This is a genomic window from Xenorhabdus indica (assembly GCF_014467235.1).
Classification (GTDB): Bacteria; Pseudomonadota; Gammaproteobacteria; order Enterobacterales; family Enterobacteriaceae; genus Xenorhabdus; species Xenorhabdus indica.
This window is the reverse complement of sequence record NZ_NKHP01000021.1, coordinates 1-13580: the sequence shown is the minus strand read 5'-3', so window position 1 is coordinate 13580 and position 13580 is coordinate 1. Positions and strand designations below refer to the sequence as shown.

Sequence of the window (13580 nt, the reverse complement as noted above, 5' to 3'; positions counted from 1 at the left end):
TGTAGCAAAGACAAGGTGCAGAATGACACGACTTCAATATTTACGATTTACGAATTTCATTGTTGTAGCGTTCATGGTGCATCAGTTCCCACGACTGCCCGTTATCGCGGCTTAACAGCCGCCAGAACAGCCCCACATTGATTTTCAGATACCCGGTGCCTTTTTCTTTCAGCCGGCTGTAATTGCGTTCGCCCCGCTGGTAGCACCTCACCTGATGTTGTGCCTTGCGGCGAAATGACAGCGGTGCCGTCAAGGGGACATGCAGGCCGGGCATCATTTCCGTTAATTTTCCTGACATCGTTTCCTTCATTCCCTGTTTTATGCCTGTTTTTTTACCGGCATCGCTTTACCACTCTGCTGCCAGTCCTTCACCGCACGCCAGACGGACGTCAGCGAGACCGCATGGTGTTCAGCCATCTCCATCATGAGATCCAGCCCTTCGGCACTGTCCGCATCGGCAATCGTTGCCGCCTGCCAGCGCTGCCACAGGTCACGATTTTCATCTTCCGTCAGTGGCGAGCCACGCCCCGGCCGGACTGCCATGCCAGCAATGCGTCGCCGGGCGGCGATTTCCAGACTGGACAGGCCAAAAAAATAGTGCATCAGTTCAATAGAGCCGCCTAATTCCAGTGCCCGGTCAATCCGTTTCATCCGCTGCTGCTCGATACGCGCCTGATGTAAGATGCGCACCAGATTGGCGTGATGAATATGAACGCTCAGCACCGACACCGGGCTGTTGCCTAAGTAATGCAAATCTTCAATCGTCAGGCGCTGCAACATCAGCATCTCTGAGGGTGCCAGACCCAATGCCTCACAACGGCGGATATAGCCGTTCTTCAAATCCATCACCAGCTGCATCAGCAGGCTGTTGGTGGCTTGCGATAAATGATTCATACACTTCCTCCACTATCAGGCCAGTCAAAACGCAATGAATGAACAACACACTGAAAAGCAGGCACCCCGCACCGACATCGCTATATCGTCAACGTCCCCGGTACAATTTCACGCTGAAGCTCACGCAAACGACGGATAACCCGGATAAGCCGCAGAAACTTCACGGACTGGGTATCATCCAGCAGAGGCGATTCTTCCCGCCTGGCGGTGCCAAGCAGAACAGCCGTCAGTGTCAGTTCACTGCTGTCAGCCGTGGTTTCTCCGGTCAGGGCGTGCAATAAACGCGAAAAAGGATGGGCATTTTGCGGATTCACCAGACTAAACCCCGCCGAACTCGCCTCCGATTCCGACAACAAATCGCTGTCACAGCCCATTACTTCCGCCAGTTCAAACGCCAGCCGGAATGCCATGTTTTGCAGGTGTTCAATATCATCCTGCATCGGGGAAATTTCCCAGACCGAACTGACCGGCTCCAGCCCAGTTTGAGAAAAATGCAGACATTCCATCTCAGGGATAGGCAGAACAGATTCAGGCTGGTTATCGGGCTGATAAGGCGGAATAACCGGATTTTTTCGGGGAGACGTGGCAGGCGTTTGTGCTTTATCGACCGGAGCGTGTTCTGGTTCAGGTGCCTGCACCTCATCAGTGGCAGGTTGAGAAATTATTCGTTGATTCGATTCCCTGTTTTGCACTCGAACCTGCGCCGTGTTATCCGTCTCAGATTTTTCCGGCACCGACATACTCTCAAACGCCGTAGCCTGCTTGCCAAAGAGCTGCCGGCGGTTACTTTCCTTCGGATCTAATTCCAGTACCCAGCGGTCATAATTGAGCAGCGGGTGTGGCAGTGCCTGCAATAAATCGCCAATCAGCTCATCCCGGAACATCTCCGGTGACCAGGATTCAGGGGAATCAAACTTGCGGCAGCAGTTACCAAAGACTTCATCAAAGGTGACGGTCGGTTCCGGGTTTATACTGGTCACATGCTGTTGCCAGACCGCCTCGGCATCCAGCCGCAAGGCCAGTAAAGGCCTTACCTGTGACGAACCCAGCCCGGATTCCAGCAGATTAGGTATCCACGGGTACAGGTATTTCACAGTATGCTCCATCCGGCTGATGTGACCATCGCTGACAGGGAAACCCGCCTGACGCAACAGCGCTGACAATTCCCGCAGGGAGATTTTTTTCTGTTGCTGCGCTTCATAAATTGCCCTTGCCTTGCGGATACCCTGCGCTTTTTCAATAAAGCTGAGTTCACCCCGCAGCTCGTTTTCCGCCAGATGCCCGATCACACACTGTAATCGCCCCGGCCACGGTTTAAACAGGCAGTGAATGCGGTAAAAACGTTCATCGCCAGTCTCCTGCCACAGCTCGGACAGAATCTGGTAACGCGTATTCCCGCCATCACTGAAGATGTAGGCCTCGTCACCGTCCGGATCGCGGGTGACTTTCGGCACTGTATCCAGTCCACGAACTTTGATTGACGCCTTGATATCGTCATAGCGCGGGTTGCGACTGGTGCGGGGGTTATCCGGATTGGGGCGTAGCTGATCTAATGTCAATACCATTGGCATTTCCGCCATCGGCGGGCTGTCATTGCGAGTAGCCCCGGCCTGTCGTCCCTGCTGTAACAAAGCATGGCCTAAATTCAACGTATTGCGTCCCATCCTTTACCTCCCGCCGCTGTCGATGTCAGAAAAACGCGTATACCGGCCGTCAAACCGCACACGTACCGTGCCTGTCGGTCCCTGACGCTGCTTACCGATAATGATCTCTGCAATCCCAGCGTCCGGTGTTTCCGGGTGGTAGACTTCATCGCGGTAAAGATGAAGAATGAGATCGGCATCCTGCTCCAGCGAACCGGAATCCCGCAGGTCGCCGTTGTTCGGACGTTTATCGGCGCGGCCTTCCACCTGCCGGTTCAGCTGGGACAGCGCCAGTATTGGACAACCCAATTCTTTGCCCAACGCTTTCAGACTGCGGGAGATATCGGCAATTTCCTGAGTGCGATTTTCCTGCCCGGGGGCACACATCAACTGGAGGTAATCCACCATAATCAAAGCCGGTTTGCCGTATTGGCGGGTATAACGGCGGGCCCGGGCGCGCAACAGCGCGGGGGTCTGGTGACTGCAATCATCGATAATCAATCGTTGATCCCATTGAGCAAACTGATCCAGACTCTGGCTGATGCGTCCCCACTGTTCGTCGTCCAGCAGGCCACTGCGCAGCGCGGTTAATACCACGCCACCTTCCATGGCAGACAGACGCATCATCAGTTGTGAAGCCGGCATTTCCAGGCTGAAAATCTGTACCACCGCATCGTCTTGATGTCGCAACGCACCGAGACAACAGGCCAGCCCCAGTGCCGTTTTCCCCATGGAAGGACGGGCGGCCAGCAGAATAAGGTCGCCCGCCTGTAAGCCACAGGTCATTTCATCCAGCGCCTGAAATCCTGTGGGGGTGCCAGTGATCCCATTGCTGCCCTGTATGCGCTCCAGATGGGAAATCAGGGCATCCGCCCCTTGCAGCAGGGTGACGGCCTGATGTTGCCGGGTTGTGCCTTTTTCCGCCAGATTAAACAGCTGACTTTCTGCCTGCTCAATCAGGGTTTCTGACTGGATATTAGGCTGGAAGACTTCCGCACTGAGGGATTTACCCAGTGCCAGTAACTGACGTAACCGGCTTTTTTCCGCCACAATGCGGGCATATTCTTCAATATTGGCCGCACTGGGCGTGTTTTTGCACACTTCCGCGACATAGGCAAAACCGCCGGCGCTGTCTATTTGTCCCCGCTGTGTCAGCCTGTCGGTCAGGGTTATCAGGTCAAACGGACAGTTTTTTTCGCTCAGTTCAGTAATAGCCTGATAGATTATTCGGTGCGCCGGGAAGAAAAAATCGTCGGCAACCAGCAGCTGAACAATGCTGTCCCAGCGATCATTTTCCAGTACCAGTCCGCCAATCACCCCCATCTCGGCATAAGCGTAGCTGGGTTCCGCTTCACTGATGGCCTGTAAAACCTCATGATCCAGATTCATTTCCTGCCTCCTTGCTGACATTATTCAGTGCCCTCACTAACCGTTGTTGCAGATATGGAGAAGAAACCCAGAACAAGACTTCTTTTGCGGTTAAATACTGCGGCTTGCCATTTTCCCAGCCACACTCCAGCAGGGCCAAATCATCTGGTGTACCGGGCATCAGTGACAGCTCGCGCAATTCGTCTTCATGACGGGGACTGAAATGCTCGACTTTCTCAGGCGACACTTCCCAGATAATGGGTAATAATGTCTGGAATTTCGCCAGTGCCGCTTTACGATCCGGCGCATCGACAAACACAAACCATTCATCCTGTGTATCCGTAAAGGGTAATTCTGCATTGTCATAACAAAAACAGACGGCTCGCCAGATAACATTCATTGCGCGTTCCCCGTCGGTTGGTTGACCAGCACGGCATCAAATTTCGCTTGCCATTCAGGGAACAGTTCACAGGCCAGGCTGTGTATGGTCTGGGCAGCGGCGGGACTTTTGCGGGGAGTTTTATACTCAAGACGATGAACGGGCTGGGCACGAACATGACCCAGTTTGTAGATATCCAGCAGATCTATTCGGGTGTTCAGCAACTGATAAACCTTTCTCTCCCCCAACGCTGACGTATCGTAGCGCTGCTGGTCGATAATATCGGTCAGTTCATTGAGCGTATCTCTGTCCAGATTGGTGCCTTCAATGCCATTGGCCAGTATCTGAATCAGCGGCAGCTGAATACCGTAATTCTCAAAGGATTGCAGTCGGATCAGCATCCGCAACGTGCCGCGCAGAAACTCACGGACATCCGGCAGGATAGGTTTAATGATCCCCAGCACAAACTGAGTTGCAGTCAGTACTACCAGTTCCGTCATCACGCCGGTCGCGCCCTTGGAGTCGATGAGAATGACGTCATACTGATGAAACAGGGGATGTTGCAGAATATTACGCAGACGCAAGCGACCATCCGGGGCGTGCAGCATGGCTGTCGGCAGCAGCTCATCGGGATCATTGGAGACAATAATATCGAGATTATGGATCGTCGAACGCGAAATAATCTGATTCGATTCCTTCAGATCCACCGTCTGCATCAGCAATTCATACAAACCCGCCGGAGCTTCATAGTCCAGGTTAAAAATACTGCTGGCCGTGGGTTGTGAATAATCGGCATCAATCAGGAGAGTCTGTAGACCGGCATCGGCAAAAAAGCCGGCCATATTTGCCGCATGGGTGGATTTACCTTCGCCACCTTTGGGGGAAATTATCGGAAGAATTATCATGTTGTACACTCAGTAATTTGAGCATACAAACTAAGTACAAAATCAACTGGTTACATTTTCTTAACTTTGGAGGGGATTGAAAATCCCCGTGTCGGTGGTTCGATTCCGCCTCCGGGCACCAAATTTCCTAGCCTGAACGTTGAAAGTGAGAAAATCAACGATCAGTAAAAATTTAGGAAACTTAGTTTCAATCATGTCTGGTTGGCAGTTACACGCATGGTTGAATGTAAGTTTCAAAAAAGGGCGCCTGTTACAGCAAGCGTTCTTTTTCTCATTGCTTTTTATACATAGAGTTGAACAATTCGTCAACTCTATGTAAATTTTTTTTAATTTTTTCGTCTAACGCATCACAGTTAAGCGCTGATGTTCTCCACCTAATCCCATTGTCAAATAATCAGACAATTCGTTTTCCAGCATGTGACGAGTATTATGAATATCCAGACCTATATACTCCATCGTAGAAGATAAGCTTCTATGCCCTAATACATCTTTTGTTAACTGCATGTTACGTTCAGGGTTGCGCATTAGTGTTGTCGCTAATGTATGACGGAAACGATGCGGACTAACTGGAAAACCACATTCTCTAGAGAAACGTCGGAAAAATGATTTCACAGGTTGGCTATCAATCATTTTCTCTTTATCTACTTCCCTATCTGATAGACGATGTACATTGAATAATATATCATCAGGCGTAGCTCCCCTTAACACCATTTCATTCAGCAAATTCTGTAATAATGAAGTCAGTGGGCTTAATAAAGCTACTTGGTATTCACAATGATTTTTACTGCTTTCACTTCGTAGGGTAATGGAGTTTTCTTCGAAATCAATGTCTTTTATTTGAATGTGAGCTAATTGATTTAAACGCATCCCCGTTAATCTAAAAGTTTCCATTACAACAAGCCAAAATCGTGTCGGATATAATGCGCAACAGCGATAAGTAGCTTGCTGTGTTGACATTTCCTTCTCTAGCTGTGTAAATCTCTCAAAAACACAATACATGGTACGAAGCTGTGCTTTTGTAAAAACTTTTTTCCTTTTTATTCCTGGTTCAACCTGACTATCAAAAAATGGATTATCTATTCTAGTTAACAAACCTTTCTTTATCCAAAAACTATATAACACTTGCATGTGTCTAGCCTTTGTATTCCAAGTTCGCTTGGCAACTTTTTTAACATTTAATTCATGCCTACGCCAACGTAAAACATATTTATGAGTTACTTCCTCCGGGAGGATTTGTATATTTTCTATTTCTTTTAAATAATGAAGAAATAACCTAACCATCTTACTGTACGTCTTTTCAGTATCTGGACGTAGAACCTTTGCATAAAAATATTCATCCAATAATGCATACCAAATAGGATTGTTCTTTTCCTGCACTAAAGACGTTGTTTTTTTCATAAAGAATACTCCTATACTCCTTTTTTAATCGATATCATACTTATATTACTCCGAGGTAAAATCAACGAAGAGGCTATCTGAAGGTGTTTCTTTTACAAAAATCAAACTTACTTTCACTAGATACCCGCTGGCACGTATAAACTTATTATTTCTACGTGTTTTCTCATTAATGGGAATTGGGTAGATCTTGCAAGTATAATGACGCTTCCTTTTGTTACCCTTCTTTTCTATTCGGTGTACATTTAATGATTCGAACGCAGATAACAATTGCTTATGATCGACTTCTAATTCTGGATGTTGACGCAAAAAAAGAAAAAAAATTGCTGGAGTCTGTAAGAATAAAAATCCTGCGACACAATGTACTTTTGCATTAGCTGTATTATATTCAATGCCCTCAGTCAGCAATCCTTGTTTAAGCCATTGCCAAAACTTTATCTTTAATGATTCATTTTCTCCCTGCTCCTGCCTTTCCATCCTTGTATGCGCCTCTACAGTACTTACGTTTTCATTTCCCTTAAGAATTACATTTTTTTCAATAATTTCAAATGATTTATTTTCTATAAGTGAACTATCACACACTATACTTTCACTTTTGGTTACTTTATCGTCACATTTGGGATCAGATGTGCTACATAATGGTAAACTTTCAACAAAATCACACTCTGTTACAGTATTTTCTTTTATGTCTAAAAGTGACATTACTGTTTTCAAATCATCACTAATAGATTCTTCTATATTTACAGTAAAAGTAGTTTCTGCTACTCCTGATAACTCCTCACTCTGTGAATTAACGTTGTTAAAAGCACTTTTTAACAATGCTATGTCTGCATTCTGTATCTCTTCATGATTCTCATTCATTCCACTTTGTATATGTGTTGCAGATGGAGTAGAAGATGTATCATTAAAATTTTCGCTGACTTCTAAAACAGGACTATCAACAATTTTCTCCAGATCATCATTTGATTCATTTTGTAATTTTAGAGTAATAATTTGTGATGCGGCTATATTTGGTAGCTTACTCACAGCTTCATCAATCAAATCACTAATATCTCTTCCCCCTCCCCATTTTCCGGCTATACAGTGCATTAGAGCTTGTAATGCTTCTGGTGTTTCACTCAACCAATAAATAGCCTTTTCTGGCAATAGGGTATAACTCATTAATGCTCCTGAAATTGATCGCAGTTCTTCTATAGTTGAGCTATCAGATTTAAATCGAAAACGGTAAGCTTTATTCGGCGTAATAATTCCAGGCATCCAACAACGCTGATCTATATATTCTCCGTCAAATTGTCTCATCAAAGGCAACCAATGAAGCATAGAAGCATAAAGTACTACAGCGTTCCAAGCACCACTTTGGCTGGCTTGTTCTTCCGGTAACGCTCCTGTTGGTAATAGCTTCTTTTTTGATAGCCTAACCGAATAAACCATGGTAAGTAATATCAGATCAAGAAGACCTCCTTCCTGAGAAAAAGCGCCCTGTTTAAAAGCTGGTAAGTTCTGAATTCGCTCAGCACACTGTTGAAGAGGAGATAAAAAAAACTCTTGATATTGTGATCTTGACAGTGAAACATTTTCCCAAAGTTGCTGTAAACAGTTCTGACGTAATTCAGTATTTAATAAATCACATGACTTTTTAGGCAAAAAATAGCCATCCGGTGCAGTGAGAGTTTCATTCTTTGATTTGTTTCCCCCCGAAACACCGGAAGCACTATTGCGGTGATTTAGCCATTCTTTAAATATTCTCATATTTTTATTTGTTTCCCCCCGAAACATCGGAAGCGCTATCAGATACATTCTGATTAACTAAATTCTCTTCTGATGGTTTTTCTCTATTAGCAAGTACAATGACAATAATGTCATTAATTATAAGCTTCTTACGTGCACGAGTTGCGGCGACATAGAGTAGGTTTATTTCATCTCTCCTGGCGAGTTCTGTCTGCTTAGGATCGAATAAATCAGGAAAGTCATTATTTAATTCAACAAATTCCCATTCTAACCCCTTAGCTCTATGTGCCGTTGAAACCGTTATATCTGCTTTACTTTCGTTAGTTACCGTAAATTTACGCATTATTTCTAAATTTTGTGGTAGCGGAAAATACCGTTCTAACAGGTTGATAGACTGCATCATTTCAACATCTTGTGTAGCTCTGGCTATTCGACAATATTCATCATAATCTTTGTAATCTCGCATTAAACGAGGCTGTTGTACTTTCTGTGGCATATCTACCGAGAACCAATACAGATCTTCCAGTTCCTCAGTTCGATAAGCTTCAATCCCTCCAACCCAATACACTGATTTTTTTTCTTTTGCGGACCCTAGTGCTGTATCAATTACACCAGCTACCGTTCGGCTCAATACCGCTTTATGAGGTACATCAAAATATTGTGGTAACAAAACTTCATCTTCTTCCCCCAACCCAATAACCTGGTGAGTTTCACCATCCAAGGCAAGTAACGCATTCGCAATCTCAGCAACATGTGGACCAAAACGAAAACTATTTGTTAGCCATAAGCGATCAGCATCAGCTAATTGTGGTGCATTTAAGGCATTATCTGCCCCCCGGAAACGGTAAATTTGTTGATGCTTATCGCCAACTAAAACCACATTTATGTTTTGGCTTAAAACAATTGCATGAGTGACAGGATTAGCATCTTGGGCTTCATCAAACAAAATCGTTTGATAGTTGCCAGATAAATCAGGTTGGGATAATTGATAAAGTTTTAAATAAGTATCATGTGTAACCGGAAAGGATTCATTCAAATTTTTCATCAAATTCCAAATATGTTCTGATCTTTGAATGACTTTAATAGGGTCAATGCCCTGTATTACTTCTTCATCTGGACAATGAATTAGTTTTATTTTTATATCATCACTGGATAGAAAACGATTTAATGTACTTTGAACTCGATGTGCTAATGACCAATGACGAGTATTTAAAGCTCGCGCAATGTCTGTAATACGCAGTTGATTAACCAATCTATGTTTATAATGACGTCCTTGGTTTGACCAGGCTAATTGATGTGAGGTTTTACATTCAACATTAAAAGGAAACTTACGTTCTGCTTCTTCTCTTACGGCACGATTAAAAGCCAAATAGAGCATTGAAACTTTAGGATTAGCTAATGCATAATTTACTAATGTAGATGTTTTCCCTGTACCTGCAAACGCATTTACTACTAATTTTGAACCATTCCATTCCACCACTGCTTTTTGTTCATCCGTCAGTGTAAACATGAATAGCGCCTCTATTTAAAATAGCCAATTTAATTTACGGTAATAATTAAAAACGCGGGGACTTAAGTACAGTAAAAACTCTTTTTCCATTTTGATAAAAAAACGCCTCCGAAGAGGCGCGTTTACTTTTTTATTTTCTAATAAGAGACTGGTACTTTCGATATATCTATCGGTATTCCTATCTTATTAAAAGCTTCTACAGGTGATACACCTTGCTCAATGAAATCTTTTACTGCCTCATCATCACACAATACTGTATCACTTAATGTTACACCTACATGTTGCATTAACAACATGTGCGCCAGCAATTTGAAGCGAATAATGTTGTATCGCATATATTCCCCTATGCTACTTTCGCATTATGGGATGTACGCAAATTTAACAAGTATTCACTTGCTTCCCTAGCTTGTTTACATGCTCTAAAAAGAGATTTTTTATCCTTTTTTAAAATAGATAACCAATGTTCAATATAACTTTCATGGTTAACTTCACCGAACACTTCCAATTGAGTACAAAGAAAAGCACTTCCCATTTCAGCAACTAATTCTTCAAAAGCATATATAGGATCGCCGAATTTTCGAGTTATACTTGTTATTCCCTCCCTATTCAATCGGCTTGCATGTCCGGTACTATGCACCATTTCATGTAGCAGTGTAGACCAATAGTCAGCTTCCGTATTAAATTGCTCTACAAGAGGCATTACGATACGATCACCAATTATTCCGTAATAAGCCCTATTTTGTGGTAATGAAGTCATCTTTACACCAGTAGCATTCAACATTGTGGATACTTCGCTCCTGATTCTAGGTGAAAGAATTTTCTGTCTATCTTCCGGTATTCGTCCACCTTCATGTAATAGATGTTCTGGCAGCCCGTCACACTGAATAACATTGAATAACTGATTACTCTTCAGCATGGCACACTGCTTCATCAGAGGTTGGCCTTCACTGTCAAACAATAAACCGTTATCGTTATCTTCATCTCTAGCCTGAATTTCATACGATTTATATATTACAGTAAGAGTAGAACGCTCTCCTTTTCGAACCTGTCCCCCTAACTGTTGAGCTTGGCGATACGTTAACCAACTGTTGATATTAGTTCCCATCTCCTCCGCAGACATCCACAACAATAGTATATTCACACCATTATAATGGTTTCCAGTCATTGCATTAGTAGGTAACATATTCCCAAATTGTTTAGTCGCAGAACGCCAGGGCCTTTTCCACGGAAGAGTGCCTTTTTCCAAGGCACTAATAATTTTATCAGTCACCTGTTGATAGATATCCTTTTCCACGTTAATTTTCTTTTTCATAGAGAATACTCCTAATAAAAAGGTGTACTCTCCCAGGCGGTGAGAGTACACCGCCTGGTGAAATAAGTAAGATAAGAGTATTAAATCAACTCTTACTCATGTAACCTTTCGGTTCTTTTTTTCTGAACTATCCGTGATCAAATTACCACCATGCCCAAAAAAACAAATTGTATTTATTAAAATCAAAAGACTTTAATAAACTATTAATCCAGTTTTTTACCCTTTCAACATCCGACCAATAATCTTGATCATATTGAATTGAGCCATAGAAAAAACCATCTGCTGTAGGATATACCTGAATACAATTCTCTTTTGTTAACCTATTTAAATCCGCTAACAATTCTTCAAGTTTATGTTTTGGTATTAATATCTCTTTACAGTTATCAACACTTTGAACATTTCTATCAATCCAGTACAAAAGTGGATTAACTTTTCGAAAGTATCCCATTTCTATATCACGATCAGCACATTTTTTTGTTTTTTCACCTGAGAAAAAGTGAATATCAAGTCCCATTTTTTAATCCTTATATAATAAAAATAAAAAGCAGGGACTTTCCCACAGGGAAATTTCCCTGCGGGTTGGTTTATACAATTAACTATTGTTAATTAATATCTGTTTTTACAAATAGTTCGTCCCATGAAACTACGTAATGATGATTACGATAACGATCTACTTTAATCTGAATTACGCCATGATGTTCACATTTCATACATGTCACATCATCGTTTTCACAAAGAAAATCACTATCACCATTCTTTACGTACACACCTTGGTACTCACAGTTTTTACATGGATTCAGCCAATTAATGAAGACCTTTGAGAATACCCTTTCCATACCTTTCCTCACTAATCATTCCATGAAACCGAAGCATCTTGTAGAAGAATATTATCCATTTCTTCATGTACCAAAAACTTGGAGTCGGTAACATGTAATAATAACGAATCAGCCTTTTTCCACAAATACTGAGCCTTATTATAGTTATCACAACCACGTTCATAGGCGCTTTCATCACGCAAACGCTGACGTTCTTTTTCCAACGCAACAAGCTCATCTTTTCGAGTGACCGATCGCGCCCAAATAATTTTAGGCGTTATATATCTTCCTAAGACTCTCCTGTTATATCGGTCATAGATTGTTACCTTTCGAGGATTAAAGCTTATAGGTCCCATATCACGCCCAAAATCGGTATCGTAATAATCTACATCTTCATCCCTAAAGGCCCAATTATCTTCCTCAATAAGGACTTTAAGCTTTTGAACTGCATCAGTAAGCGTTGATGTTTTGCAAACAGTTAATATTTTTTCGCTGTAATATGTACCATAATTAGGATCATCTTCAGGATACTCAGCATCACCATCGACTAAGACAATGAACTGACTCTGAAACACATCCGAACGCAACGAAACGCCAGCTTCATAAGGCGTATGTAAAAAAGACGGTTTACTAATAATATTATTATTAGTTAATGTATTATTCATAAAATTTCTCCAACAAAAGAAGGAGAAATCTTCCCAGTGAGGAAAATTTCCCCATTGGGTGAAAAGAGTAGAATGATTGATGATGCTATTTTAAGCAATCGTTGTGAAAAGTTTCTTAATCGCTTTAGCGATCCCCGTTTTCAAAGAATAAACGGGTTTACCCAGAGTATTTACTGTCTACCTTTTCAGGTTTGGCAGATAATATAGTCACCCAAAGGCGTTCCTCTCAGACTATTGGAACATTGATTAATACAGTCACCCGAAAGCGCTTCTTTCAGACTGTCAAAGCATTGATAAGTTGCATAAAGCAACAATAAGAACAATTTTATTTTCTGCTCAGCTTAACTAATTGTCAACCTCGAAAAGTAATTTTTATGTACTAAAAAAGAGGTAATTAGTAGTTCAAGTACGATTAAGGCCAAAAAGGTTCTAAAATCAAATTTGCAATTAGCTGCCGCTCTTTTTTGTTTAAGTAAAGCCCTGCATCTGTGAAATCAAAATTCCATTTATTACTTTTAGTCCATATAGATATGAAAAACTGAGCCAATATTTTCTCTTGAAGACTAAGTGTATTCTTATCTCTCTCCCATAAATAGAAATCAATCTCGCGTATCTGCCAATCCCAGAACATTGAAACACGAGGATAATCATTTATCATAGTACGGAATTTTTCCTGTTCCGGAGATAAAATAACATTATTTTTCATAATAAACCTCTTTTTAAATCAACTTAAAATTTTATTTATTCTATTAGGACTTTATCTAATATATCAGCCCTCAATTAGCAATATCTCTAATCATTCTTATTCTTCCCTCCCGCTTTGATAATAGACTTGATTAATATATCGTCCTCTTCCATCCCCATGTCCTAAATACCTTTTCATAATTATGAGACTTCCATATTTCCTATTCCTTTCCAGCTACTTGCTGAGGCTGTATTCAAAAAGATCTTAATTTTTTTGATCAA

The 13580-nt window shown here is 42.4% G+C and carries 14 protein-coding genes; all 14 read right to left on the bottom strand.

Going from position 1 to position 13580, the window contains the following annotated elements; all coding sequences use genetic code 11:
* Window positions 1–40: 40 nt before the first annotated feature.
* Window positions 41–298 carry a ParE family toxin-like protein gene (locus Xind_RS14920; protein WP_047683990.1) on the bottom strand — a complete coding sequence of 86 codons (258 nt, stop codon included), beginning with the start codon at window positions 296–298 and terminating at the stop codon, window positions 41–43.
* 20 nt (window positions 299–318) lie between these two features.
* Window positions 319–894, bottom strand: coding sequence for a DUF2857 domain-containing protein (locus tag Xind_RS14915; protein ID WP_047683987.1), 576 nt, complete (start codon window positions 892–894; stop codon window positions 319–321).
* 80 nt (window positions 895–974) lie between these two features.
* Window positions 975–2558, bottom strand: coding sequence for a ParB family protein (locus Xind_RS14910; RefSeq protein WP_047683984.1), 1584 nt, complete (start codon window positions 2556–2558; stop codon window positions 975–977).
* 3 nt (window positions 2559–2561) lie between these two features.
* The gene (dnaB-PI, locus tag Xind_RS14905) at window positions 2562–3926 is read right to left on the bottom strand and encodes an SPI-7-type island replicative DNA helicase (RefSeq protein WP_187650369.1); all 1365 of its coding nucleotides are present in this window, start codon (window positions 3924–3926) and stop codon (window positions 2562–2564) included.
* Window positions 3910–4305: a hypothetical protein gene (locus Xind_RS14900; protein ID WP_047683981.1), complete on the bottom strand. Its 396-nt coding sequence runs from the start codon at window positions 4303–4305 to the stop codon at window positions 3910–3912. Before Xind_RS14900 ends, dnaB-PI begins: the two co-directional genes overlap by 17 nt.
* Window positions 4302–5189 (bottom strand): ParA family protein, encoded by an 888-nt coding sequence (locus Xind_RS14895; protein ID WP_187650368.1) that lies wholly within the window; start codon window positions 5187–5189, stop codon window positions 4302–4304. Before Xind_RS14895 ends, Xind_RS14900 begins: the two co-directional genes overlap by 4 nt.
* Window positions 5190–5528: 339 nt before the next feature.
* On the bottom strand, window positions 5529–6587 hold the full coding sequence (locus Xind_RS14890; protein ID WP_187650367.1) for a tyrosine-type recombinase/integrase: 1059 nt from the start codon (window positions 6585–6587) through the stop codon (window positions 5529–5531).
* Between the two features lie 45 nt (window positions 6588–6632).
* Window positions 6633–8333: a TraI domain-containing protein gene (locus tag Xind_RS14885; protein ID WP_187650366.1), complete on the bottom strand. Its 1701-nt coding sequence runs from the start codon at window positions 8331–8333 to the stop codon at window positions 6633–6635.
* Window positions 8334–8337: 4 nt separating this feature from the next.
* Complete coding sequence (locus Xind_RS14880; RefSeq protein ID WP_187650365.1) at window positions 8338–9822, bottom strand: UvrD-helicase domain-containing protein; 1485 nt, start codon at window positions 9820–9822, stop codon at window positions 8338–8340.
* A gap of 137 nt (window positions 9823–9959) precedes the next feature.
* A complete protein-coding gene (locus Xind_RS14875) occupies window positions 9960–10157 on the bottom strand; it encodes a TA system toxin CbtA family protein (RefSeq protein WP_187650364.1) in 198 nt (65 codons plus the stop codon).
* A gap of 8 nt (window positions 10158–10165) precedes the next feature.
* On the bottom strand, window positions 10166–11134 hold the full coding sequence (locus Xind_RS14870; RefSeq protein WP_187650363.1) for an ArdC family protein: 969 nt from the start codon (window positions 11132–11134) through the stop codon (window positions 10166–10168).
* Window positions 11135–11276: 142 nt separating this feature from the next.
* Window positions 11277–11648 (bottom strand): hypothetical protein, encoded by a 372-nt coding sequence (locus tag Xind_RS14865; protein WP_187650362.1) that lies wholly within the window; start codon window positions 11646–11648, stop codon window positions 11277–11279.
* A 333-nt stretch (window positions 11649–11981) separates the two neighbouring features.
* Complete coding sequence (locus Xind_RS14860) at window positions 11982–12614, bottom strand: hypothetical protein (RefSeq protein ID WP_187650361.1); 633 nt, start codon at window positions 12612–12614, stop codon at window positions 11982–11984.
* A 412-nt stretch (window positions 12615–13026) separates the two neighbouring features.
* Window positions 13027–13320, bottom strand: a complete 294-nt coding sequence (locus Xind_RS14855; RefSeq protein WP_187650360.1) for a hypothetical protein — start codon at window positions 13318–13320, stop codon at window positions 13027–13029.
* Window positions 13321–13580 lie beyond the last annotated feature (260 nt).